The 24492-nt window shown below is 62.9% G+C and carries 23 protein-coding genes; 9 read left to right on the top strand and 14 right to left on the bottom strand.

Translation table 11 applies throughout. From position 1 onward, the window contains the following. Positions 1 to 108 precede the first annotated feature (108 nt). On the top strand, positions 109 to 1299 hold the full coding sequence (nhaA, locus tag RFN30_RS25665) for a Na+/H+ antiporter NhaA (protein ID WP_320264863.1): 1191 nt from the start codon (positions 109 to 111) through the stop codon (positions 1297 to 1299). A 10-nt stretch (positions 1300 to 1309) separates the two neighbouring features. On the opposite strand, the gene RFN30_RS25660 is transcribed toward nhaA, so the two are convergent. From RFN30_RS25660 to RFN30_RS25650, 3 genes are all read right to left on the bottom strand, one after another. Further along, positions 1310 to 2356 carry an RNA polymerase subunit sigma-70 gene (locus RFN30_RS25660; RefSeq protein ID WP_320264862.1) on the bottom strand — a complete coding sequence of 349 codons (1047 nt, stop codon included), beginning with the start codon at positions 2354 to 2356 and terminating at the stop codon, positions 1310 to 1312. A gap of 42 nt (positions 2357 to 2398) precedes the next feature. Further along, positions 2399 to 3145, bottom strand: a complete 747-nt coding sequence (locus tag RFN30_RS25655) for an SDR family NAD(P)-dependent oxidoreductase (RefSeq protein ID WP_320264861.1) — start codon at positions 3143 to 3145, stop codon at positions 2399 to 2401. 179 nt (positions 3146 to 3324) lie between these two features. Further along, positions 3325 to 3825, bottom strand: coding sequence for an MmcB family DNA repair protein (locus RFN30_RS25650; RefSeq protein WP_320264860.1), 501 nt, complete (start codon positions 3823 to 3825; stop codon positions 3325 to 3327). A 111-nt stretch (positions 3826 to 3936) separates the two neighbouring features. On the opposite strand from RFN30_RS25650, the gene RFN30_RS25645 reads away from it, so the two are divergent. After that, on the top strand, positions 3937 to 4878 hold the full coding sequence (locus RFN30_RS25645) for an IS1595 family transposase (protein ID WP_320264859.1): 942 nt from the start codon (positions 3937 to 3939) through the stop codon (positions 4876 to 4878). 170 nt (positions 4879 to 5048) lie between these two features. Here the strand turns inward: RFN30_RS25645 and RFN30_RS25640 are convergent, their stop codons facing one another. Further along, the gene (locus tag RFN30_RS25640) at positions 5049 to 5813 is read right to left on the bottom strand and encodes a hypothetical protein (RefSeq protein WP_320264858.1); all 765 of its coding nucleotides are present in this window, start codon (positions 5811 to 5813) and stop codon (positions 5049 to 5051) included. On the opposite strand from RFN30_RS25640, the gene RFN30_RS25635 reads away from it, so the two are divergent. Further along, positions 5808 to 6014: a hypothetical protein gene (locus RFN30_RS25635; RefSeq protein ID WP_320264857.1), complete on the top strand. Its 207-nt coding sequence runs from the start codon at positions 5808 to 5810 to the stop codon at positions 6012 to 6014. The genes RFN30_RS25640 and RFN30_RS25635 overlap by 6 nt on opposite strands. Before the next feature lie 645 nt (positions 6015 to 6659). Here the strand turns inward: RFN30_RS25635 and RFN30_RS25630 are convergent. After that, on the bottom strand, positions 6660 to 6902 hold the full coding sequence (locus tag RFN30_RS25630; RefSeq protein WP_320264856.1) for a hypothetical protein: 243 nt from the start codon (positions 6900 to 6902) through the stop codon (positions 6660 to 6662). Positions 6903 to 7119: 217 nt separating this feature from the next. Here RFN30_RS25630 and RFN30_RS25625 point away from each other — a divergent pair, with 217 nt between their 5' ends. Beyond that, positions 7120 to 7545: a VOC family protein gene (locus RFN30_RS25625; RefSeq protein WP_320264855.1), complete on the top strand. Its 426-nt coding sequence runs from the start codon at positions 7120 to 7122 to the stop codon at positions 7543 to 7545. Between the two features lie 68 nt (positions 7546 to 7613). On the opposite strand, the gene cueR is transcribed toward RFN30_RS25625, so the two are convergent. After that, positions 7614 to 8027 (bottom strand): Cu(I)-responsive transcriptional regulator, encoded by a 414-nt coding sequence (gene cueR, locus RFN30_RS25620; RefSeq protein ID WP_320264854.1) that lies wholly within the window; start codon positions 8025 to 8027, stop codon positions 7614 to 7616. A 226-nt stretch (positions 8028 to 8253) separates the two neighbouring features. On the opposite strand from cueR, the gene RFN30_RS25615 reads away from it, so the two are divergent. Continuing rightward, positions 8254 to 8871 (top strand): L,D-transpeptidase, encoded by a 618-nt coding sequence (locus RFN30_RS25615; protein ID WP_320264853.1) that lies wholly within the window; start codon positions 8254 to 8256, stop codon positions 8869 to 8871. A gap of 139 nt (positions 8872 to 9010) precedes the next feature. Here the strand turns inward: RFN30_RS25615 and RFN30_RS25610 are convergent, their stop codons facing one another. The 6 genes from RFN30_RS25610 to RFN30_RS25585 form a co-directional block, all read right to left on the bottom strand. Then, on the bottom strand, positions 9011 to 9580 hold the full coding sequence (locus RFN30_RS25610) for a NifU family protein (RefSeq protein WP_320264852.1): 570 nt from the start codon (positions 9578 to 9580) through the stop codon (positions 9011 to 9013). 148 nt (positions 9581 to 9728) lie between these two features. Further along, a complete protein-coding gene (locus RFN30_RS25605; protein ID WP_320264851.1) occupies positions 9729 to 11897 on the bottom strand; it encodes an amylo-alpha-1,6-glucosidase in 2169 nt (722 codons plus the stop codon). A gap of 324 nt (positions 11898 to 12221) precedes the next feature. After that, complete coding sequence (locus tag RFN30_RS25600; RefSeq protein WP_059189807.1) at positions 12222 to 12713, bottom strand: universal stress protein; 492 nt, start codon at positions 12711 to 12713, stop codon at positions 12222 to 12224. A gap of 101 nt (positions 12714 to 12814) precedes the next feature. Then, a complete protein-coding gene (gene trpS / locus RFN30_RS25595) occupies positions 12815 to 13882 on the bottom strand; it encodes a tryptophan--tRNA ligase (RefSeq protein ID WP_320264850.1) in 1068 nt (355 codons plus the stop codon). 150 nt (positions 13883 to 14032) lie between these two features. After that, positions 14033 to 15331 carry a glycosyltransferase family 2 protein gene (locus RFN30_RS25590; protein WP_320264849.1) on the bottom strand — a complete coding sequence of 433 codons (1299 nt, stop codon included), beginning with the start codon at positions 15329 to 15331 and terminating at the stop codon, positions 14033 to 14035. 7 nt (positions 15332 to 15338) lie between these two features. Then, on the bottom strand, positions 15339 to 15869 hold the full coding sequence (locus RFN30_RS25585) for a dTDP-4-dehydrorhamnose 3,5-epimerase family protein (protein WP_320264848.1): 531 nt from the start codon (positions 15867 to 15869) through the stop codon (positions 15339 to 15341). Between the two features lie 329 nt (positions 15870 to 16198). Here RFN30_RS25585 and RFN30_RS25580 point away from each other — a divergent pair, with 329 nt between their 5' ends. Together RFN30_RS25580 and RFN30_RS25575 are read left to right on the top strand one after the other, a co-directional pair. Continuing rightward, entirely contained in the window at positions 16199 to 16444 is a 246-nt protein-coding gene (locus RFN30_RS25580) for a type II toxin-antitoxin system VapB family antitoxin (RefSeq protein ID WP_320264847.1), read from the top strand. After that, positions 16444 to 16848: a type II toxin-antitoxin system VapC family toxin gene (locus tag RFN30_RS25575; protein WP_320264846.1), complete on the top strand. Its 405-nt coding sequence runs from the start codon at positions 16444 to 16446 to the stop codon at positions 16846 to 16848. Before RFN30_RS25580 ends, RFN30_RS25575 begins: the two co-directional genes overlap by 1 nt. Here RFN30_RS25575 and murJ read toward each other — a convergent pair. Both murJ and RFN30_RS25565 read right to left on the bottom strand, forming a co-directional pair. Next, the gene (gene murJ / locus RFN30_RS25570) at positions 16823 to 18427 is read right to left on the bottom strand and encodes a murein biosynthesis integral membrane protein MurJ (protein ID WP_320264845.1); all 1605 of its coding nucleotides are present in this window, start codon (positions 18425 to 18427) and stop codon (positions 16823 to 16825) included. The genes RFN30_RS25575 and murJ overlap by 26 nt on opposite strands. 39 nt (positions 18428 to 18466) lie before the next feature. After that, positions 18467 to 21268: a [protein-PII] uridylyltransferase gene (locus tag RFN30_RS25565; RefSeq protein ID WP_320264844.1), complete on the bottom strand. Its 2802-nt coding sequence runs from the start codon at positions 21266 to 21268 to the stop codon at positions 18467 to 18469. 189 nt (positions 21269 to 21457) lie between these two features. Here RFN30_RS25565 and RFN30_RS25560 point away from each other — a divergent pair, with 189 nt between their 5' ends. After that, positions 21458 to 23968 carry a heavy metal translocating P-type ATPase gene (locus tag RFN30_RS25560; protein WP_320264843.1) on the top strand — a complete coding sequence of 837 codons (2511 nt, stop codon included), beginning with the start codon at positions 21458 to 21460 and terminating at the stop codon, positions 23966 to 23968. A gap of 44 nt (positions 23969 to 24012) precedes the next feature. Next, on the top strand, positions 24013 to 24402 hold the full coding sequence (copM, locus tag RFN30_RS25555) for a CopM family metallochaperone (protein WP_320264842.1): 390 nt from the start codon (positions 24013 to 24015) through the stop codon (positions 24400 to 24402). Positions 24403 to 24492: the final 90 nt, after the last annotated feature.

Genomic DNA, 24492 nt, shown 5'->3' with positions numbered 1-24492 from the left:
TCCGGTGCTCACGGACCTGAATGTCCGCTCCGCTCCGGTTCTCGAAACCACCACCATATGACTCGCCAGAGCGAATTTCGAAACAGTCTCTGAGGGCGCGGAGGGTCCATGCGCGACGAACGGCCGAAATCGATCCTTCGCGAATTCCTCGACGGCGAGGCGGCCGGCGGCATCATCCTGATGGCGGCAGCGGCGCTGGCGCTGATCGTCGCCAACTCGCCGCTCGCCGATACTTACTTTGCGGTGCTCCACGCCTATCTCGGACCGCTCAGCGTCTCACATTGGATCAACGACGGGCTGATGGCGGTGTTCTTCCTGCTGGTCGGGCTGGAGATCAAGCGCGAGATGCTGGACGGGCAGCTCTCGACCTGGCCGCGCCGCGTGCTGCCAGGCATCGCCGCCGCCGGCGGCATGGTGGTTCCGGCGCTGGTCTATGTCTTGATCAACCGCAACAATCAGGCAGCACTCTCCGGATGGGCGATCCCGACCGCCACCGACATCGCCTTTGCGCTCGGCGTGCTGTCGCTGCTCGGCGGCCGGGTGCCGGCCTCGCTGAAAGTGTTCCTCACCGCTCTGGCCATCATCGACGATCTCGGCGCCGTCATCATCATTGCGCTGTTCTATACCAGCGGCCTGTCGCTCGCTTATCTGGCGGCGGCCTTCGTGGCCATCGCCGTGCTGGTCGTGCTCAACCGCATGCGCGTGATGAACCTGTTGCCCTATCTCGTGATCGGCGCGGTGCTTTGGGTGCTGGTGCTGAAGTCGGGCGTGCATGCCACGCTCGCCGGCGTGGCGCTGGCGCTTACCATTCCGCTCGAACGCTCGCCCGGCATCGGCTACGATCTGGAGCATTCGCCGCTGCACCGGCTGGAGCACGGCCTGCACAAGCTCGTGCCCTTCATCGTCATCCCGATCTTCGGTTTCGCCAATGCGGGCGTTTCGCTCGGCGGTTTGAGCTTCGCCGGGCTGGTCGAGCCGCTGACATTAGGTGTTGCGGCCGGCCTCGTGCTCGGCAAGCTGGTCGGCGTCTTCGGCTCCTCGGCCCTCGCCATCCGGCTCGGCCTCGCCGACCTGCCGGTCAATGCCGGCTGGCCGCACATGCTGGGCATCTCGCTTCTATGCGGCATTGGCTTCACCATGAGTCTGTTCATCGGCCTCCTCGCCTTCGCCAGTGATGTGGCGCTTCAGGACGCGGTGAAGGTCGGCATACTCGCCGGATCGCTGGTTGCGGCGCTGCTCGGCGCTGCTGTGCTGCTCATGGCGCCAGCTCTGGGTGGGGCGGAAGAGGATCTGGGCTAGAACGTCTCAATCAAGGCAGGACGGGCTCCGGCGGCAGGCCAAAGGCCGGAAACAAACTGGGACCGAGCGGCGGGACATAGATCGTCAGCGAGGCGATTTTACCGTCGGCCGGTTCAATGACATGCAGCGAATGGGGTCGCCAGACGAAATCCTGACGCCCGAGCGCGTAAACGCCCACTGCCGGCTGGGCGTTGGCTGCAACAGCCACCGCGCGATAGCCGGCAAAATTGCCCCAGATGCTCCCCAGGAAAGCGCCGATCGCCAACCGTCCGCGGTACCATTCCCGCCATGGCGGCATGTGATAGATAGCGTCCTCGCGCAGCAGCTCGACGAGCCCGTCTAGATTGTCGGTTTGCCAGGCCAGCATGTAGCGTTCGAGCAGCAGGCCTTCGTCCGGACTGGCCAGTAATCCCTGCAGTGGGCGCCCCTGGGGGTAGCGCCCGCCAAGCGTCGCGCGGGCTCGCTGCAAGGCGCTGTTGATCGAGGCGGTGGTTCCGCCAAGCAAATGCGCGGTGTCGATGGAAGACCATCCGAGCACATCGCAAAGCAGCAGGACGGCGCGCTGCCTCGGCGGCAATAGCTGGATCGCCGCGACGAAGGCGAGCCGCACGGCCTCGCGGGCCTCGTAACGCGCTTCTGGACCGGGCTTATCATCAGCAATGTCAGGCAGTTCCGCGTCCGGATATGGCTCCAGCCAAGCAAACTCGGTGGCCGGTCCGCCGGTCGCTCTTCCTTCGGAGGGTGGCCGCTCGGGTTGCTCGATAATGCGCCGCGCCGACGACCGTGCCTTGATGGCATTGAGGCAGCTGTTGGTGGCGATCGAGTAGAGCCATCCGCGCACCGAGCCGCGTCCGTCGAATTGCGACCGCCCGCGCCAGGCTTTGAGGAACGTCTCCTGGACGAGATCGTCCGCCTCGTTGAGCGAACCCATCATGCGGTAACAATGGAGCTTGAGCTCGCGGCGATGGGCGACGCTCAGTCGCTCGAAGGCCAGCCGGTCGAGGGCCGGCTGGCCTGGCTGGCCCAAAGGCTCGATAGGGCCGGGAGCGTCAGTCATGGGAAGCCCGGTGAGTTGAATTGCGCCGGCATCCTGCGCGCCTCATGCCGCTGCCGCAAGGCCGCTGCCGCTCACGGTGAAGGAACTGCCCTGCGGCTCGCCCGTCGCGAGTTGCACCACCGCCCGTCCGACATCGTCCGGCGTCTGCATGTCGCTCAAGCTGGCCAGGAAGTCGGCTGGGCGGATGCCCATATAGGCGGCGATGCTGTCGATGCCGCGATCGCCGACCCCGGTGCCCGGCATGATGCGGGCCGGCGAAAGCGCCATGAAACGCAGGCCGAGGCCGAGCCGGTCGGATTCCTTCTGGCAATGACCGGCCAAAAATATCTGCATGCGCTTGGCGCCGGCATAGCCACCGGAATTCGGCGGTCCGCCGCTGATGGCGGCGCCGCTGGCGATCAGCAGCACCCGGCTGCCCGCTTTGAGCCGACCCTTGAGGGCTTCCCGGCAGAACAGGAACGACGCCTTGACGTCCATCTCCCAGTTCGCCGAGAAGACCTCCCAGCTCTGCTCCTGTATCGGCGCGGCAGGGGCGAGCGCGCCCGCGCAGACCACCAGCACATCGGGAGCCAGCGTTTCGAAAACCGCCGGCGGCGCGGCTTCCGCCGTCGCGTCCATGCTGAGGGTCTTCAAGCCAGGGCGTTCCCAGGCGAGTTGCTTCAGGTCGGCGGCGCCACGGGCTACGGCCAGCACGGTCGCTCCCTCGCCAAGCGCGGCTTCGACGATCGAGCGGCCGACGCCCCGGCTGCCTCCGACGACGACGACGTTCTGATTTTGCAACGATTTCATACTTCACCTCTTTTCCAGGCCGCCGGCCATCCGGACGCGCCTGTTGGTGAAGACAATCGGGATCAGCGGAAATCATCGGTGCGGAACGAAAATTCTTGTCGGCATCAGGCAGCGGCCAGCTCGAGCCCGGCCTAATGCGGGACGTCGGCGACAACGCGCTCACGCTCCGGAGCGAAAATCTACTCGCTCTCTCCATCCAGCGCCGGCACCGCCACGCCGGCAAGCTCGGCCGCCAGCAGCCGAGCGGCGCCCGCGCGGGCGATCCGCAGCATCAGCGCCTTGCGCGTCGCGGCCGCCATGCGGTGCTCGGGCGCATCGCGCAGGATCTCGGCGCCATAGCCGTCGGAGAGGATGAAGCCGCACTCCTCGGGAAAAATCTCCTGCGGCACGCCGGGATGGGTGGCGAAGAAGAAGCGGTCGGAATGCAGCCGGTAGTTCGGCCATTTGCGGTCGACGCGAAAATCCTCGATCGAGGATTTGATCTCGATGATCCAGATGTCGCCCTGCCGGGTCAGCGCCACAAGATCGGCGCGGCGCCCGGTGGCCAGGGACAGCTCCGGCAGCACATGCGCGCCCATTTCAGTGAGCAGACGCTGCACGCCGCGCCGCACCAGCATGGCGCGCTCCGACTGGCGACCGTCGATCAATGGGTTGAGGGGAATCGGGGAAACGAGTGGCATGGCAGGCACCATGCCAGATTTTGTTCACGGTTTGAACCCGTCTAATGGGGGCGATTATATATTTGACAAACCAAACGGATAATGCGATAAAGAATCCAAGGAGTTATCGCTATGTCCGTTCTGTCCCGCCCCTACTTCCACGACGAAGCCGCCGCCTTTGAGCATGTCGAGGGAATGCTTTGGCCGCAGGGTCCGGTCTGCCCGAAGTGCGGCTCGATGGACAAGCACTACAAGCTGGTAGGCGTTCGCTCGAAGCCGTCGAAGAAGCATCCGCACGGCCTAGAGCGCCACGGCCTCTACAAGTGCGGCGCTTGCCGTTCGCAGTTCACCGTTCGCATGGGCACGATCTTCGAGGAGTCCAAGCTCCCGCTGCACATCTGGCTTCAGGCGCTGCACGCCATGTGCGCCAGCAAGAAGGGCGTTTCGGCCCATCAACTGTACCGCGCTTTGGAAATCACCTACAAGTCGGCGTGGTTCCTCTGCCATCGCATCCGTGAGGCCATGCGCTCGGATGATTTCACGCCCATGGGCGGCGCTGGCAAGACCGTTGAGGTAGACGAAACCTACATTGGCCGTCTCGCTGGTATGCCCGTTAAGCCCGGCGGCAGCGCTCACAAGAACACGGTCGTTACGCTTGTCGAGCGCGGCGGCAAAGCCCGTTCCTTCCATGTTGATACCGCTCGCATGGGAAACGTCATGCCTATCGTTCGCTCCAACATCGCCAAGGAAAGCGCGTTGATGACCGACGAAAGCGGCATCTATCGCCGCGCCAGCCAGGATTTCGCCTCGCACGAATTCGTCACGCATTCCAAGGACGAATACGTTCGCGGCAACATCCACACCAACACGATTGAAGGCTATTTCTCGATCTTCAAGCGCGGCATGAAGGGCGTCTATCAGCATTGCGCCGAGCACCATCTGCACCGCTATCTGGCGGAATTTGATTTCCGCTACTCGAACCGCGTTGCCATGGGCATCGATGACAATGTGCGCTCGCTCATTGCCTTGAAGGGTGCCAAGGGTAAGCGGCTCACCTACCGGCAACCTACTTGATGCCAAGAAGAAGCATTATCGCAAGCCGGTTCAGTTGACCCTGCCCTTGTGGAAAGGCAACCGTTTCGGAAGCGTTATAAGCGTTGATTCTCAAGGCGGATTCGTCTACATTGTAGACACCCTGCGGGACCGAAGTCTCACCAGTTTGGTGTGCCGCGAAGAGCGGAGGGCTAATCGCCTAGGCCCGCAGGCCCTCTCCCTTGAAATGGCCAAATTACGAAATGCTTCATCGACCGCGGTGAGCCTTCCAATAGGCTTCCTACCGGGCTTTCTCGTTTAAAATGCTGCGCTACCATGTCCTTTGGGCAACCCGGAACATAGCCTTTTCTGACATTCCAATGAGCACCAAGCGCGCCTATCAAGAGGTCCGCTAGCTGCATGGGCAGGCTGCGCTTTACCTCCAGATTTTTGACATGCGCATAGGGAAGGTAAACCTGCCTGTATCGTAGGGTGTAGACTTTGGCGTTGAGCATGCCACGGAGCGCGCCAATCGAGTATGGCGAGTCCCGATTGCCGTGGAAGCACCGGATTTTGGTGCATCCGGGGTAGCGCTTGTGGATGGCTAGAAGGGACTGGAAGAGCATCTTGTCGAAGCTGACTTCCTTATCGCCCTCGTTGTGGGTCATGTGGTCAAAGTTCCACATGTCCACGACTAGCGCATGGAAATCGACAAGATGCTCACCATTTAGGTAAAAGAACTCGTCAATCAGATCTTGGAAGATCGTGAAGTTGTGCCTCGTGATGTTTTTCCACTGAAGCCGCCCACGGTAGGGCATGCGTTCCTGGTATCGCGTCAGAATCGAAAATAACTCGGGAACGAACGCCGTCCCGCATGTGATGCCGCCAATAATCATGTACCGTGCGGTGAGATCGGTTTCGTCGGTGAAGCTTGAATATTCACCTAGCGCACGGCCCTCAAAGGAGTCGCTATGCAACACAAAAACTCTGGAAATGCCGAATCGAAGCAGCCCAAAGCGAAGGCTCAAGTGCCAAAAGGAAAGAGTCAAGTAGAGAAGTTCCGCGAACTGGCGCGGAAGATTGAAACCGTCGATTCCGAAGAGCCGTTGAACGCGGCCATTAAGAAGGTAGCGAAGTCGCCGCCGCCGAAGGATCACAAACCCGTCAAGGACGAGTAGGCCGCGTTCATCCGCTGGTTTGGGGATGGGTCGTGTTAGGAGGATAACCTTTCCAGCCCATCGCTTCCAAAACATGCATCTCCAGCATGCCCAAAAATAGTATGGCCACGCAAAATATGCGGACGACGTTTTTGATAGAGAGTGCATATCTCTTTTGCAAAAGTATGCACACGATAGTGGCGATGCCCATCGGTATGGACATGAATAGTGCCGAGAAAATATCTCGTGACATAGCTCCCCTCCCAAGCGGGAACTAAAGTCATAACGCGAACGGCCCGCCTTGTGGAAGGGCTTTTCATCCAGTGGGAGCGGGACAGGGCCGGTGAATTAGGGATACTTGCTGCCGGCAAGCTGTCTGGCTCGACCCTCAGGTGTTGTAGCTTTGCGGGTTAGTGGAGTGCACCGGACCACTAAATTGCCAGTGTGGCCGTCAAGATATTGGAGGCAGGACTTATACGGGGTGTCTGGGATACAAGCCTTAACATTGACCTTAAACCATGAGCCAGCGGCGACCGCGTCCCCGGTGTGGTTTGTGCATGTTACCTTACTACTCGAATAGGGAACGTTTGCCTGGCTAGTGCATGCCGATGAACTGGCTGCAATGGCAACGACGATTGCTATACGGATCATTCTGCCCCCCCCCAATTAGCCGCCAAGTTGTACCCTCGCTTCCTGAGCGGCTTCAACAAAGCGATCAAGTTCGTCTGGCTGCATCGAAAAGCTGTTTGTGTCTGCCGCCGTCGTGTAAGCGAAACGGAGTGTTCGTTCGCCTTCATCGTGCTCATAGATTTTGAATGAGAAAGTGAAGTGGCGGCCCTTAACGTCTACCCTATTGATGAGCTTGGCTGACACGAACCGCCGCCAATTCTTTGCCAGTGATTTGAACAAGCCCACCGTCCCCCGTTCGAAAATTGAACCTAGTGACAGAGGCATGGGTTTGTCAAATATACAATCGCCCTAATGGGGGCGATTATCTGGTTGACAAACCAGCCAGCTCGACGGAACCACTGATGCCTGTCTGTGCATCTGGTGCCGTTCCGCTTTCCAACGGGAACCATCTGCCTTTCGCGTCCGTTGCTGCGGTGGAGCGGTTCCGGGACGCCTGATGAAAAAAGCACGCATCCATGTGATCACCTTGGCAGTAGCAGACTTCGAGCGGGCACTCGCCTTCTACCGGGCGCTCGGGCTCCAGTCTGCCGGTGTGACCGCAACTGAGTTCGCCGGCGACGACACGCATCCCGCTGGCGCAATCGTTATGTTCCACCTCGACGGCGGTCAGATCCTCGCCCTCTACCCGCGTAGTGAACTCGCCAAAGACGCGGGCATCGCACCCGGGCCGGCGCGTAGCGGGGAGTTCAGCCTCGGCCATATCGTCGAGACCCGGCAGGAAGTGGACGCGCTACTCGCCAAAGCCGAAGCGGCTGGAGCACCCGTCACTGAACTGCACGACAGACCCTGGGGCATCTATTCCGGTTACTTTCGCGACCCGGATGGACATCTGTGGGAAGTCATCCATAACCCAAACGCGTAGCAGGCGAACAGCGCCGCTCTCCACCTTCCCGCTCTGGGACCAGTTTGCTTGAGGCGCTTGCCGCTGGTCTACGCGTGCACCGCCCTACCGTCCTCCATCAAGCCGGCCATATCATCCAAAATCGGACACTCCGGCCTCTGATCGCCATGGCAGGCGTGGATCAGCTTCTGCAGCGTCGAGCGCATCGACCGTAATTCGCGCACTTTTTCCTCGATCGCCCTGACATGGGCGCTGGCGATCTCGCGCACGTCGTGGCTGGCGCGGTCGCGGTCCTGATAGAGCGCCATCAGCTGCCTGCAATCGTCGATTGAAAAGCCGAGGTTGCGGGCGCGGCGCAGGAAGGCCAGCCGGTGCACGTCGTCGCGCGAGTAGTCGCGGTAGCCGTTATCGGCCCGGGCCGGCCGGATCAGGCCGATCTCCTCGTAGTAGCGGATGGTCTTGGCCGGCAGGCCGGAACGCTCGGCTGCATCACCGACATTCATGGCGCTCTCCTCGATCTCTGGCGGCTATTGCAGCCGCCCCATTGATTTTGCTTCACAATCCTGTGAGCCCTGTTGCCGAAATGCCGCAGTTCGGCACTTACCGGCGGGGAAGGTCTTGCATATAGGCAGTGCGCGCTTGGCAAGCAAAAGAAATGCCAGCATGAATGACAGCAAGAAAGCGGCCGACTCGTGCCGCTGATACTTTGGCGGGGCGTCGGACCTATTCATGCGCTTGAAGTCACTTGCAATCGTCGCCGCTCTTGCGCTGTCGACCGCGGTCAGCGGGTGCAGCACCATCGGCGGGCAGTTGTTCACCAACAACTATGGCGCGATGACCGATGCGGGCTATCATCTGCCGCGCGTCCCGATCGAGAAGGTTCCGGCCCGCTTCCACCGGCAGGAAGTCGCCTACGACACCAAGGAAAAGCCGGGCACCATCATCGTCGACACCCAGAACAAGTTCCTCTATTTCGTCGAGGACGACGGCATGGCGATCCGCTACGGCATCGGCGTCGGCCGCGAAGGCTTCGAATGGCACGGCACCGCTCATATCGCGCTGAAGCGCGAATGGCCGACCTGGACGCCGCCGTCGCAGATGATCAAGCGCCAGCCCGAGCTCGCTAAATTTGCCGGCGGCATGGACCCCGGCCTGATGAACCCGCTCGGCGCGCGCGCCATGTATCTTTTCAACAAGGGCGGCGACATGGGCTACCGCCTGCATGGCAGCCCGGAGTGGTTCTCCATCGGCAAGGCGATGTCGTCGGGCTGCATCCGCCTGATGAACCAGGACATTATCGATCTCTACGACCGCACTTCGGTCGGTGCCAAGGTCATCGTGATGTGATCACGAGGCCGGAAGGCAAAACCTTTCGCAAGCGGACCGTCTAGGCAACAACAAGACGTCCAAGAACAGAAAACCGGGCTGTTGGGGCCCGGTTTTTTGTTTTTGGCGATTTGTATCGCAGCAGGCGCTGCGGAAATGATCAGGCGACCTGCTCGACCTGCTGCACTTCCGGAACGAAATGACGAAGCAGGTTCTGGATGCCGTGCTTCAGCGTCGCCGTCGACGACGGGCAGCCGGCGCAGGCGCCCCTCATGTGCAGGTACACGGTGCCGTTTTCGAAGCCGCGGAAGGTGATGTCGCCGCCGTCCTGCGCGACCGCCGGCCGCACCCTGGTGTCGAGCAGCTCCTTGATGGTCAGAACCAGCTCCTCGTCGGCCTTGTCGTAGAACTCGCCGGCCTGGCCGGCGTCGTTGGCCGGGGCAGCCGAGGCCATGACGGGGGCGCCGGACATGAAATGCTCCATGATGGCGCCGAGAATCGCCGGCTTCAGGTGCTGCCAGTCCGGACCGTCCTTGGTCACGGTGATGAAGTCGTAGCCGAAGAAGACGCCGGTGACGCCGGGGATCTCGAACAGCCGGCCGGCCAGCGGTGAGGCTTGGGCGGCGGTATCGGCGTCGCGGAAATCGGCGGTGCCTTCGCGCAGCACTTCCTTGCCGGGCAGGAATTTCAGCGTCGCCGGGTTCGGCGTCGATTCGGTCTGGATGAACATGGGGTATCTCCAGGCCCTTCCCGGGCCGATAGTTTGGAATAATTCTAAATAGGCTCTATCGGCGGGACATTCAAGCGAAACGCGTCGCCCGAACGGCTGGCTGGCGGAATGATTTTGCCCTTGCGGAACGCTCCGGCCCCCGGCAGGCCTATCCTCCGACTTCGACGCTGAGTTGTCCACTCGTCTGCTGGATGTTCACTTCGGCTCCGTCGGCGGTCCGCCTGAATTCGAGATCGGCGCTTGCCTTTCCGACCCGCAGTCCGTGAAGCGCGATGCGGTTGACGAAATCGGGCAGCCGCGGCCGCACGATCCGAAGCTTGCCGGCGAAGGCATCGGGCTCCAGGCCGAGGCAGGTGGTCACCAGGAACGGCACCGCTCCGGCCGCCCAGGCCTGCGGGTGGCAGGCCACGGGATAGTGCACCGGCACCTGAAAATCCTTGCGCGGAAAGCCCGCCATCGCCTCGGGCAGGCGATGGTGGCGGAAGTGCATCGCCGCCTCGGCGATGGCGCTGAAGATCCGCAATGCGGCGTCGTCCTCGCCATACCGCCGGCAGCCGGCTGCCAGCAAGGCGTTGTCGTGCGGCCAGACGGTTCCGAGATGGTAGCCGACGGGATTGTAGCGCCGCTCCGCGGTCGAAAGCGTGCGCACGCCCCAGCCGCTGAACATGTCGTCCCGCATCAGCCGCCGAGCCGACCGGCGGCCCTTGTCCTTGTCCGCGATGCCGGTCCACAACGCCTGCCCGGGATTTGAGGAAACGACCCCGAGCGGACGCCCCCGCGCTTCGAGAGCAAGGGCAAACATGCCCTGGTCCTCACACCAGAAGTCGCGGTTGAACCGCGTCCGAAGCTTTTCGGCCTCGCCGCGAAGCTGCCTGGCACGATCGCGTTTTCCCGTCCGCTCGTAGAGATCGGCGATGGCGCGTTTGGCGGCAAAGACATAGCCTTGCACCTCGACAAGCGCGATCGGCGGCCTGGCGACGCCGCCGTTGGTCCTGACGATCGCATCGGGAGAGTCCTTCCATCCCTGGTTGACCAGGCCGCTCTCCGATGTGCTCCGGTATTTGAGATAGCCCTTGCCATGGTCGTCTCCGGCTCTGGCGATCCAGCCCAACGCTCTCTCGACAGGCTCCTGCAACTCGCGGAAGAGCCCGATGTCGCCCGTCCATGCCGCGTAGCGGCCGAGAAGCAGCAGGAAGAGCGGCGTCGCGTCCACCGTGCCGTAGAACCTGGCATGCGGGACGTTGCCGGCTCCGGCGAGCTCGCCGACGCGCAATTCATGCAGGATCTTGCCGGGCTGCTCCTCCCGCCATCGATCCGTTCGATGCCCCTGATAGCTGGCGAGAAGACGCAACGTCTGGGCGGCGATCTCCGGCTGAAAGGCGAGCATCTCCAGCGCGACGATCAGGCTGTCGCGCCCGAACAGGGCAACGAACCAAGGCACGCCGGCGGCAAAATACTCTCGGCTGCCGAGATCGGATCGGAGCATCGCCAGATCGCGCAGCGAGCGTTCCACGATGCCGTTGAGCAGCAGGCTGTCGCTGTCGAACTTCGTGTGCTGCTCCAGCCATTCTTCCGAGCCGGCCTGAAGGTTTCCCGCAAGGTTGCCCAGCGCGAGCGTCGGCTGCTGGTTCAAGTGATTGGCTTCGGCCTCTTCCGAGCATTCGTTCAGTTCTATCGTGACCGCGATGGTCCGTGTTTCGCCTGCCGGACAATCGATCCGGAACTCGGCCGTGGTTTCGTGCGTGGCATCCGGTTGAGGCGAGAAGACGATCGTCGCCGTCCTGCGTAGTTGGTCGGCGCCGTGATGGACAAACTGCAGCCTGCCCTCCCGCCATGCGGGCCGCTGCGGTCTGCCGAGGTCCTGCTGCACCAGCCCGCGCACCTTGAAGATATCCTCGAAACCGGCGCGGAAATGCAAGGTCAGCGGAAAACCATGCGTCTGGTGGCCGAAATTCTGGATGGTCAGAACCTCCCGCACGCATCTCTGCCGCGCATCGAGAATGCGTTCCCAGCGGATTCCGAGCTCATCCTTGGGGATCGTTTCCTCCCGCTCGAAATGCAGGTCGGGGTTGGTCAGCTCGAAAAGCGCCGCGTAGCCCTTTTGCGCCGTCGAGGCGAGCACGATCGGTGCCAGGCCGGCGAGCGCCATCCGATAGCCGCCGAGGAAGCGGCAATCGTGGAAATAGAGCCCGAAGCCGTGCTCGCCTTTCAAGGGGATCTGCGCGTCGGAGGCGACGACGTAGTAGAGATCCAGGCTCTTGACTGTGACTGCGCCGGCGATGCTGTCGACCATGGCCGGGTGGCGCTTGGCGAGCACGCGGTGCCTGCGTCCTCGCAGCGCGGGGGGCGGCTGGCGGGCTTCCTGCCGGGTTCCTGCACGCTGCGGGCGAGATGGCATCTCAGGAGATTCCGCCGCTTTGTGGCGCGGCTTCGAGGTGCCGCTCCGGTTCGTCTCCCGCTTTGATTTGGCCATCAGCGCCCCGTCTGGAACTGTTGTTTCGTCGACGATTCCAAATGGCGCACCGCAACCGCGGGCCAAGGGCCGCGTCGCAGTTCACGGTTGAGCGATTGCGCCGGTAGAGCTCCAAGGACGTCGTGAGGCCGGAAGCGTCTGCCGGGTTCCCGGAGATGCCTTGGCCGATCAGGCCAGGCTCTCGATTTCCTCGTCGGAGAGGTTCTGCGGCACCACCGTGACCGGGATGGGGAAGGCGGCGCCTCGGCCGGCCACGGCGCTCACCAGCGGCCCCGGACCTTCCTTGCCCGCGCCGGCCGCCAGCACCAGGATGGCGATGTCCTGGTCTTCCTCGATCAGCTTGTGGATCTCCTCGGTCGGCTTGCCCTCGCGCACCACCAACTCCGGCTCGATGCCGACCTTCTGGCGCGCCTTGTTGGCGTAGCTGTCGAGTGCCGCGCGCGCGGTCGCGTTCGCTTCCTCGCGCATGATCTTCTCGACCCCCAGCCAGTGCTGGAAATCGTCCGGCTCGATCACGTAGAGCAGCACCAGCACGCCGCTGGTGCTCTGAGCCCGCTTCGAGGCATAGGCGACGGCGCGCTCGCATTCCGGGGTGTCGTCGATGATCGCCAGGAACTTGCGGCGATGGCCGGCTTCGCGGCTGAGGCGTTTGGAGACCATGTCAATCTGCTCGGTATCAACTCAGCCGCAATCTGCCACCGCCACCGACCGGCGGCAAGCCGCCGGCCGGTAGAGTGGCGGAAGTTAGCAATCAGGATCGATCAATCCTGCAGCAGGCCGATGATGTCGCGAACCGTCTTCATGGTGGTTTCAGCGATCGCGCGGGCGCGCTCGCCGCCATCCTTGAGCACGGCGTCGACATAGGCGCGGTCGCCCTCGATGCAACGCATCTCGGAAGCGATCGGCGCGAGCTTCTCCACGGCAAGGTCGGCAAGCGCCGGCTTGAACACGGAAAACTGCTGGCCGCCATATTCCTTCAGCACGTCGGCTTTGGAGATTTCGGCGAGGCCGGCATAGATGCCGACCAGGTTTTCCGCTTCAGGCCGGCTTTCCAGCCCGTCCAATTCGCTCGGCAAGGGCTCCGGATCGGTCTTGGCCTTGCGTATCTTCTTCGAGATGGTGTCGGCATCGTCGGTCAGGTTGATGCGCGACAGGTCCGACGGGTCGGACTTCGACATCTTCTTCGAGCCGTCGCGCAGGCTCATGATGCGCGCCGCCGGGCCACCGATCACCGGCTCGGTGATCGGGAAGTAGCCGTTCACAGTCTCCTCGCCGACCTGCATCTCGACGCCGACGCCGAGCGCCGCGATCTTCTCGGAGAAGTCGTTGTTGAATTTCTGCGCGATGTCGCGGGTCAGTTCCAGATGCTGCTTCTGGTCCTCTCCCACCGGCACATGGGTGGCGCGGTAGAGCAGGATGTCGGCGGCCATCAGGCTCGGATAGGCCAGCAGGCCGAGCGAGGCGTTCTCGCGGTCCTTGCCGGCTTTGTCCTTGAACTGCGTCATGCGGTACATCCAGCCGATGCGCGCCACGCAGTTGAAGATCCAGGCAAGCTCGGCGTGCTGCATGACCCGCGACTGGTTGAAGACGATGTGCTTCTTGGGATCGATGCCGGAGGCGAGGAACGCCGCGGTGATCGAGCGCGTCTGGTCGCCCAGATCCTGATGCACGAGCTGCGCCGTCAGCGAATGCAGGTCGACGACGCAATAGATGCAGTCGGACTGTTCCTGGAGGGCGACGAATTTCTTGATGGCGCCGAGATAGTTGCCGAGATGCAGATTGCCGGTCGGCTGGACGCCCGAAAAGACGAGTGGCTTGAAGGCGGACATGAATTCCCCATGGCTTGTGGAGGGCCGTATAAGCATGATTCCAAAAAGTTGCAGACTTTTTGGAGCCAATCACGCGGCTGGAAACCGCGCGCGGCGAAAGTCTTGCGACGGCGCGCTTATGGACGAAGGCGAAAAACGCGGCAAGAGATATCAGCGGGCTGGACGAAACTTGGCGAGCAGCTGCGTTCCCTTTGCAACAATGCCTCGCCACCCAAGCGGCGTAACCTCGATGTCGCCCACGCCGATGCCGCCGCTTTGTGCTGCAGGTCTCTGCAATCTGTTGAGATGAAGCTCCAGAATAGTATGGTCGTCCTTTCGCAGCGCCGTTTCAAATGTCGCTTTCGCGTTCCAGAGAAGGCCCTCCTGGCGCGCCCCGGAAATGCTTGCCACAGTCGGTTGGCCATTTACGGACAATTTGAGCCTGGTCAGCGCCTCGCGTTGCGGGTGTCGGAGGTCCAGGCGAATGCGCGCCTTGCCGGCATATTTGAAGGGCACAAGCAGCTTGGGGCGCGGATTGCAGCCGACCCAGAGCACCCAGTCGCCGCCCGCCGGGAGCGCAGACCAGTCGAGCGCCTTTGGCGAATTGTCCTGCTTGATCACCTCGCGCCGCCCGAGGTTGCGCAGTTCCGGGCGCACGATACCCTTGTTCGACGCAATCTGGGTCGCGAGTTGGCCCTTCTCAAAGCGCTCGTAGTCCGGATGGACAACGATCATGTAAGTGTTGGCCGCCTTTGCCTTGGCCAGTTCGGCGGCCAGATAGCCATCAAATCCTGGCCGGGCCATTCGTCGGGCCATTCTTTCCTGCTCGTCAGAGCTTTGGCTCATATAACTCAAATAGCGGTGACCGGCGGCGAATTTCTGCACGGTGATCCGCTGCGTCGACACAAAATTCATGCCTGACTTTGCCGCCCGCAACAGGAAATCCGCGTCGACGGGCGCATTGATCTCTTTGGGGTAACGCCATTTTCCGATTCGATCGGCGACGTCGCGTCGATGGCCGAAACTCGAAGGCGGAAAGAAATGCTTCAGAACGGCATCCCCGTCGCTGAAGATGCCGGTTACCCAGCGGGAATTGCTTGCCCTGGGGCCATGAAAGATCGCGCCGCTTACGACAAAATCCGGTTGCAGGTTGTGCCCGAAAAGATCGGCGAGCGCCTGGAGATGGTCCGGAGCCCAGAGATCGTCATGACCAAGGTAGGCAATGTATTGCCCGCGCGACATCTCGATGCCCGCATTGTTGGGAAAGGCTTGGCTGCCGCCGCGCTCGGAAAGGTTCGACCAGCGGATTCGAGGAGACGCAAGCGCCTGCACCACATCCGCGGTATCGTCCGTGCAGCAATCGCCCACAACCAGCAGCTCGAAGTCCTGGTAGGTTTGGCGCAACACCGATTGTATCGACGGAAGAATGTGCCTGCCGCGATTGTAGGTGGCCATGATGACGGAAAACATCGCCACCTTATTCGAATCTGTACGGGATTCCCGGGTGATCGAAGCGGATCCGCGCCTTGTCCGGATTTTTAGGGTCGTAGAAGTTCGTCGGCATGTTTACGAATGTCGCGGTGCTCTTGCCACGGTTGTGAACCCCATGAACGACATACGGCGGGATTGTCAGCAGGACCTTGTTCGCTGCGCCGACGTCGAGGATCTCCAATTTTTGGTAGGTGGGGCTATCCTTGCGTAGATCGTAGAGTACGACCCTGATGTCGCCGTTTGTACAGGCGAGTCGGTCAGACTGCCGCTTGTGATAGACCCATGCCCTGATCGATCCCGGCTCGGCCGATACCAGATAAACATGCGGCGGCGGAGAGATGGGCTCCAGCAGGGCCGATATCAAAACCGTAAGATCGCCGCGCTTGTCGGCTCGCGTGATCAACCGTTGAATCCGGACGCCGGCTATAAGATCGGCGCTGGAAATGTCCTCCAGCAAAGGAGTGTCGTCGTGCCACGGTTTGTCATCAACGAAATCGTCAAGCGACAGCGTTTGCATTCAACTGGTCTCCAACAGGCTCGCTGACGGGGTAATACACGACCTGGCGTCAGCGGCTCAACACTTGGCGCAGAGTTTCGGGTCAGCTCCCGAAGTGCCTAACCGTTACGGTTTGCGCCCGATGTTCCTCCGGATCATGCCGAAATCCGCGCCGCCAGTGCCGAAAGCGGTGATGAAGTAGAGCGCGGCACCCCCGCCGACGAGCGCGAGCGGCGCAAGGCTCGCCGTGGAGCGCGAGCGAGGGTGGGTCGGGCTTGGTTGCCGTGTGTTGATTTCTCTTTGTAGCTTGCTACATTAAGTAAGCTACAAAGCCGAGGTGAGCACTCGCGATGACTATCAATATTAGCAACAAGGAAGCGGACAGTCTGACGCGCGCTTTCGCCAAGGTCGAAGGTGTCGGCATCACCGAGGCTATCGTGATCGCCATGCGCGAAGCCCTGGAGCGGCGCCGCAATCGCGAGACGCCGCTGGAAACAGCTGCCCGACTGAGGGCCGAGTTCGGGATCGAGCTTAGCGAGCGAGCGCGCAACCCGCTGCCGCGCTCGGTCTATGACGAGCTTTCCGGCGACGACTGATGTTCGTCGACGCCGCCGCCATCGTCGCGATGCTGAGCAACGAGGCTGAGGCCGAGCGCTGCGCGCGGGCGGTCGTGGATGCTTCGGCTCCATTCACTTCGGCGATCGCCGTATGGGAAGCCGCAATGGCGCTCGCGCGACCGGAAAAGCTGGCCATACCGGTTGCCAGGAGCGCGGAGATCGTAAGCCGCTTTCTCGAAGAGCGGGCAATTGCCTTGCGTGAGCTTCCGCCTGCGTCCGAGGCAGCATCGCTATCCGTGGAGGCCGCGTCGCGGTTTCGCAACAACGCCATTCGTCTGAACATGGCGGACTGCTTCCACTACGCTTGCGCGCGATACTACGCCGTTCCGATGCTCTCCACAGCCGACGAATTCAGGCTCACGGATCTGGAGACTGTTCCGTGACCGGCGGCGCCTTTGCCGAACCTCGCCGAACGTTCCTCCGGATCATGCCGAAATCGGCGCCGCCGGTGCCGAATGCGGTGATGAAGTAGAGCGCGGCACCCCCGCCGACGAGCGCGAACAGCGTCGTCGCCTTGACCACCAGCGGCGAGCCGGGCCCGAGCTTCGAAGCCAGGTAGTGCTCGGCGAAGTAAAGCGCCACAGCCATCACCACCGCCGACAGCACCAGCCGCGGGATGCGTCTCAGGAGCGGAATGTCGCGGCCCCAATGGCCGCGCCTAATCAGCATGCCGAGCAGCATCAGCGCGTTGACCCAGCCGGCGACGGCCGACGCGACCGCGATGCCCGGCGCGCCCATCGACGGGAACAAGGTCAGCGCGGTGGCGACGTTCACGCCGACCGAGATGGCGGCGAAGATCATCGGCGTGCGCGTGTCCTCGCGCGCGAAATAGCCCGGCGTGAAGGCCTTGATCAGCACGAAGGCGGGCAGGCCGAGGCCGAAGATCGCCAGGATCGAGGCGACGATCGGCGTCGAGTGGTTGGCGGCGAAGGCGCCGCGCTCATAGACCAGCCGCACGATCGGTTCCGACATCACCCAGAGCGCCGCCGCCGCCGGCAAGGTCATGAACAGCGTGAACTCGACCGAGCGGTTCTGCAGATTGGCTGCCTCGATCAGGTTGCCCGATTTCAGCGCCCGCGACAGTTCAGGCAACAGCACGATCGCCACCGCCACGCCGACGACGCCGAGCGGCAGCTGGTAGATGCGGTCGGCATAGGCCAGCGACGACACGGCGCTGTTCTGCCCCGAGGCGATCGCCGTGCCGATCAGCTGGTTGATCTGGGTGATGCCGCCGGTGATCGCGGCCGGCAGCGCCAGGATCAAGAGCCGCTTGACGTTCGGCGTCATCTTCGGCCGACGGAAGCCGATCGAGATGCCGGCGTGGCGCACCGCCACCCAGACGATGGCGAGCTGCACGATGCCCGCGGCCAGCACGCCCCAGGAGAGCCCGTAGCCGACATCATGCGCGTCCGCCCCGTGATACCAGGCATAGGCGAGCACGGCGATCAGGATGATGTTGAGGAAGGCGGGCGCGATCGCCGCCGCGAAATAGCGGCGCAGCGAGTTCAGCATGCCCGCCATCATGGCGCCGAGCGACATGCAGATGAGATAGGGGAACATGATCGTCGCCAGCCGGACGGTCGTCTCGAACTTGCCCGGAATGTCGGCGAAGCCCGGCGCCACCAGGTAGCGCACGATCAGCGGCATCGCCAATTCCATCGCGATCGTCAGCGCCAAAAGCGCCGAGAACAGCACGCCGAACACTTCCTCCGAAAAGCGCTTCGCGCCGTCGGTGCCGTGCGTCTCGATCTCCTTGGCGAAGAGCGGCACGAAGGCGGCGTTGAAGGCGCCTTCGGCGAACAGCCGGCGGAAGGTGTTGGGGAACTGGAAGGCGGCGTTGAAGGCATCGGCGACCGGCCCGGTGCCGAGGGCCGCCGCCATCAGCATCTCGCGGCCGAATCCCAGCGCGCGGCTCATCAGCGTGCCGGAAGCGACGGTGGCGAATTTCTTGACAAGGCTCATGCGGTGGATGACTGCCTGCGGAATTGCGTCAAATGGATGTCACTCGGCCGCGGCCTTGGTCTTGCCGTTGCGTTCGGGGGCGTTGCCTTCGAGCGTATCGATCAGCCGCTTGTGGATGGTGGCCGTGCGTGTTGGGCTGTCGATCTTCTGTCCGGTGAGGTCGGTGACATAGAAAGTGTCGATGACTTTCTCGCCGAAAGTGGTGATGTGGGCCGAGGCAATGTCGAGCGAAAGATCCGACAGCGCGCCGGTGACCTCGGAGAGCAGGCCGGGCCGGTCCAGCCCCTCGATCTCGATCACGGAAAAACGATTCGACAGTGTGTTGCGGATCTCGGCGCGCGGCGGAATGCGGAAGGCCTTGGCGCCGCGCTTCGGCTTGGTGCGCTTCTCGATCATCTCGGGCAGCCAGCTCTTGCCTGACAGCACGTCCTCGATCAGCTTGCCGACGCGCTCGGCACGCCGCCGCTCGTCCTCGTCGCGGTCGAATTCCCGGCTGATCAAAATGGTATCCAGCGCGCGCCCGTCCGAGGTGGTGAAGATCTGCGCGTCGACGATATTGCCGCCGGCTGCGGCACATGCGCCGGCAATCACCGACAGCAGGCGCGGGTGATCCTGCGCCAGCACGGTGATTTCAGTTACCGCTTCGAACTCATGCGTCTTCACCATGGTGGCGAGCTTCTTGCCCGCCGCGTCCGCCTCGCGGACGAATTCGGCATGCCGCAACTGGTCGGGCAGGTCGACGGTGAGCAGGTAGTTCTCGTAGTGCTGGGCGACATAGCGCTTGCGCTCCTTCGCCGGCCAGGCGGCCAATGCCTCGGCAAGTTGCTCGCGCGCGGCGGACGTGCGCTCGGCGCGTGACACTTCCGAGAAACCGCCGGTCAAAAGCAGCTCGGTCTCGAAATAGAGCGTGCGCAGCAGCTGCCCCTTCCAGCCGTTCCAGACGCCCGGCCCGACACCCCTGATGTCGCAGACGGTGAGGATCAGGAGCAGCTTCAGCCGTTCGACCGACTGCACGATCGAAGCAAAATCCTCGATCGTCTTGCGGTCGTTGAGGTCGCGCGTCTGCGCGGTCATCGACATGACCAGATGGTTCTCGACCAGCCAGGCGACGGTCTCGGTGTCGGCGGCCGATAGTCCCATATGCGGGCAGATGCGCCGCGCGATCCTTGCGCCGGCTTCCGAATGGTCTTCCGGCCGGCCCTTGGCGATGTCGTGCAAGAGCACCGCGACATAGAGCGCTTCGCGGCTCTTCTTCAGATCCGGCATCAGCGAGTGGGCCAGCGGATGCACCTTGGCGCCTTCGCCGCGCTCGATCTCCGCCAGCACGCCGATGCAGCGGATGAGATGCTCGTCGACCGTATAGTGGTGGTACATCGAGAACTGCATCGAGGCGACGATCTTGCCGAAATCGGGGATCAGCCTGCCGAGCAGCCCCGCCTCGTTCATGCGCCTGAGATTGAGCTCGGCATTGCGGTCCGAGGTCAGGATGTCGAGGAACAGCCGGTTGGCCTCCTCGTCGCGCCTGAGCGACTTGTTGACCAGGCCGAGCGAGCGGGTGAGCAGCTTCAGCGCGTCGGGGTGGAACTCCAGCCCATGCTTGTCGGCGAACCAGAACAGCCTCAGCAGATTGACCGGGTCGCGCTCGAACACCGTGTCGTCGGCGATGTTGATGCGGTGGTTGTCGACGATGAAGTCGGACGTGCCGGCAAGCTTGCGCTTACGCCGCGAGAAGGTGAGGAAGATGCGGTTGAAGCCGGGCACATGCTTGGCCTGCTCTTCCTCGAGCGCGGCGCAGAAGATGCGAGTGAGGTCCCCGACATCCTTGGCGACCAGGAAGTAGTGCTTCATGAAGCGTTCGACCGCCGACAGGCCGGGATGCGTGGTGTAGCCCAGCCGCTCGGCGATCTCGCGCTGGATGTCGAAATGCAGCCGCTCCTCCGCCTTGCCAGTGAGGAAGTGCATGTGGCAGCGCACGGCCCAGAGAAAATCCTCGGTCTTCTGGAATTCGCGATACTCGGCCTCGGTGAAGACGCCTTTCTCGACCAGTTCCTCGCCGGTGCGCACGCGATAGAAATATTTGCCGATCCAGAACAGCGTCTGCAGGTCGCGCAGGCCGCCCTTGCCGTCCTTGACGTTGGGCTCGACCAGATAGCGGCTTTCGCCCGCCTTGGCGTGGCGCTCGTCGCGCTCCGCAAGCTTGGCCTGGACATATTCGGGTCCGGTGGTGCGCACCACCTCATGGTCGAAGCGGGTCAGCAATTCGTCATAGAGCTTGCGTTCGCCCCACAGGAAGCGCGCTTCCAGGATCGAGGTGCGGATGGTGATGTCGGTGCGCGACAGCCTCAGGCACTCCTCGATGTTGCGGGTGGCGTGGCCGACCTTCAGCCCCATGTCCCACAGCATGTAGAGCATGTATTCGACGATCTGCTCGCCCCATGGCGTCTGCTTGTAGGGGAGCAGGAACAACAGGTCGATGTCGGAGCCGGGCGCCAGCGTGCCGCGGCCGTAGCCGCCGACCGCCACGACCACCATGCGCTCGGCGGCCGAGCGGTTCTTGACCCGGTAGACATGGGTGGCCGCGAAATCGTAGAGCGCCCGGATCAGCTCATCCATCAGATGCGACAGCCGCTCGGCGCAGGCATTGCCGCCGCCATCCTCCTTCAGCATGGCCTCGGCGATCTTCCGCCCCTCGCCAAGCCTGCCCTTGAGCAGCTGGAGGATGGCCGTGCGGGTAGCCTTGCCGGAGCCGTCGCCGGCGCTCGCCGCGGTCAGCGCCGTCATGTCGCAGCGCAAAGCGTCGCCGTCGATGATTTCGTCGAGTTTCAGGGAGATCTTTGCCATTCGGCGGCGTCTATAGCGTGTTTTCGCGGCGCTGTGTATGGGGCGGGGAAGCGTGTCGTCAATGGCGTACGATTGATGCAACGCAAGGCCGAGCGACCGGAATTTCGAAAAATCGAAACCGACCCTTGACCTTCCAGTAACTGGAAGGACTACCTCCGCCTCAATTCGAGAATTCCAAGGCATTTGATCATGAGTCATTCCGACCACAACCACCATCACGCGCACGGCGCATCCTGCTGTTCGGCGAAAAATGCCGCGCCGGCCGCCGAAGCGGTGATTCGCGATCCGGTTTGCGGCATGACGGTCGATCCGGCCGCCGGCAAGCCGACGGCCGAGCATGGCGGCCGGACCTTTCATTTCTGCAGCGAGCGCTGTCGCACGAAATTGCAGGCCGAGCCGGAAACATACCTGACCGCCACCGATCCCGTCTGCGGCATGACTGTCGACCGCGCGAGCGCGAAGCATTTTGTCCGCCACGAAGGGCAGGGCTTCTATTTCTGTTCGGCCGGCTGCAAGGGCAAATTCGAAGCCGAGCCGGCAAAATACCTTGCGGGCCGGCCTGAACCGCAGCCGATGCCGAAGGGCACGCAATATACCTGTCCGATGCATCCCGAGATCATCCGCGACAAGCCCGGCTCCTGCCCGATCTGCGGCATGGCGCTGGAGCCGATGGGCGTGCCTTCCGGCGACGAAGGCCCGAACCCGGAGCTCGTCGATTTCACCCGTCGCTTATGGGTCAGCGCAGTGCTCTCGCTGCCGCTTCTCATCATCGCCATGGCGCCGATGCTGGGCGTGAGCTTCGAAAGCTTCATCGACGGCCGCACGAAAACATGGGTAGAGCTGGCGCTGGCGAGCCCGGTGGTGCTGTGGGCGGCGTTTCCGTTCTTCCATCGCGGCTGGGACTCGATCCTGAACCGCAGCCCCAATATGTGGACGCTGATCTCGCTTGGTGTCGGCGCCGCCTATCTCTACAGCGTGGTCGCCGCCCTGTTCCCCGACATCTTCCCGCATCAGTTCCGCGGCCACGACGGCACCGTGCCGGTCTATTTCGAGGCGGCGGCGGTCATCGTCGCGCTGGTGTTCCTCGGCCAGGTGCTGGAGCTCAGAGCCCGCGAACGCACGGGCTCGGCCATCCGCTCCCTGCTCGACCTCGCTCCGAAGACGGCTCGCCTGATCGGCGCCGACGGGTCCGAGAAGGATGTGCCGCTCGACAGCGTCAAGACCGGAGACAAGCTCCGCATCCGCCCCGGCGATGCCGTGCCGGTCGACGGCATCGTGCTGGAGGGACGCTCGTCGATCGACGAATCGGTGATCACCGGCGAACCGCTCCCGGTCGAAAAGTCGGAAGGCGATTCTCTCACCGGCGGCACGCTGAACAAAAACGGCTCGCTGATCATGCGTGCCGAAAAGGTCGGCGCCGAGACCACGCTTTCGCGCATCGTCGAGATGGTTGCCAAGGCGCAGCGCTCGCGCGCTCCCATTCAAGGGTTGGCCGACCGCGTCTCCTTCTATTTCGTCCCGGCAGTGGTGCTGGTGGCGATCATCGCCTTCATTGCCTGGTCGCTCTTCGGCCCCGAGCCCAGCCTGGCCTTCGCCATCGTGTCGGCGGTGTCGGTCCTGATCATTGCCTGCCCGTGTGCGCTGGGCCTCGCCACGCCGATGTCGATCATGACCGCGACGGGGCGCGGCGCGCATGTCGGCGTGCTGATCAAGGAAGCCTCGGCACTGGAGCGCTTCGCCTCCGTCGACACGCTGATCGTCGACAAGACCGGCACCTTGACCGAGGGCCGGCCCTGGCTGACCGATGTCGCCGCCGCCGAGGGCATCGAGGGGAATGAATTGCTGGCGCTCGCAGCCGCCCTTGAAAAAGGCTCGGAACATCCGCTCGCCGAGGCGATCGTCGAGGGTGCTGCCGAACGCGGCGTCACGCTTGCCGATGCCGAAGACTTCGAGGCGATCACCGGCAAGGGCGTCTCCGGCACGGTGTCCGGCAAAAAAGTCGCGCTCGGCAATGCGGCGATGATGGCCGACCTCGGCATCGGCACCGCGCCCGTTTCCGCCAAGGCGGAGGCGCTGCAGGCCGAAGGCAAGACGGCGATGTTCGTTGCTGTCGATGGCAAGCTCGCCGGCCTCGTTGCCGTCGCCGATCCGGTCAAGGCAACCACGGCCGAGGCGATCAAGGCGCTGCACGACAAGGGCCTGAGGATCATCATGGCGACCGGCGACAATGAGCGCACGGCAAAAGCGATCGCCGGCAGGCTCGGCATCGACGAAGTTCGCGCCGGCCTGCTGCCGGAGGAGAAGGGCGCGCTGGTTGAGGAACTGCGCGCCAAGGGCGCCGGCATCGCCATGGCCGGCGACGGCGTCAACGATGCGCCGGCGCTGGCTGGCGCCGATGTCGGCATCGCCATGGGCACCGGCGCCGATGTCGCGGTCGAAAGCGCCGGCATCACGCTGGTCAAGGGCGATCTGAACGGCATCGTCAGAGCCCGCACGCTCGCCCAGGCGACGATCCGCAACATCCGCCAGAACCTGTTCTTCGCCTTCCTCTACAACGTGCTCGGCGTGCCGGTCGCGGCCGGCGTGCTCTATCCGCTCACCGGCACGTTGCTCTCGCCGATGATTGCGGCGGCCGCGATGAGCCTGTCGTCGGTCTCGGTGATCGGCAACGCGTTGCAGCTCAGAACGTTGAAACTCTGAGCGAAGCTCCCAAATACGACATTCCATTCAACAGGAGATCATGGATGACCTTGGCCAAGAAGATTGTGTTGCTGCTGATGGCGGCGGGAATGCTGCTGGCGGTGTTCCTCGAAAGCGTTCCGGCGCAGTCCGAGGAGATGAAGCACGACATGTCCGGCATGGCGATGGGCGCGGACAGCCCCGCCACCGTTGGCTACAAGGCCGCGATGGACAAGATGCACAGGGACATGATGGTCAACTACAGCGGCAATGCAGATGTCGACTTCGTCCGCGGCATGATCCCGCACCATCAGGGCGCGATCGACATGGCCAAGGTGGTGATCGCCAATGGCAAGGATCCGGAAATCCGCAAGCTCGCCGAGGGTGTCGTCAAGGCGCAGGAACCCGAGATCAAAGAGATGCAGGACTGGCTTGCCAAGCATCCTGTGAAGTAACTCCCCATACCGGAATCCGACGGAGGCTGAGGACTTAGGTCTGGATTTCCCGGCATGGCTGTGCTGCGATCCGGCTCCACGCGGAGCATG

The sequence above is a fragment of the Mesorhizobium dulcispinae genome (assembly GCF_033977345.1).
GTDB classification, from domain to species: domain Bacteria; phylum Pseudomonadota; class Alphaproteobacteria; order Rhizobiales; family Rhizobiaceae; genus Mesorhizobium; species Mesorhizobium dulcispinae.
The sequence above is the reverse complement of the archived record's forward strand: the minus strand, read 5'-3'. Positions and strand labels throughout refer to the sequence as shown.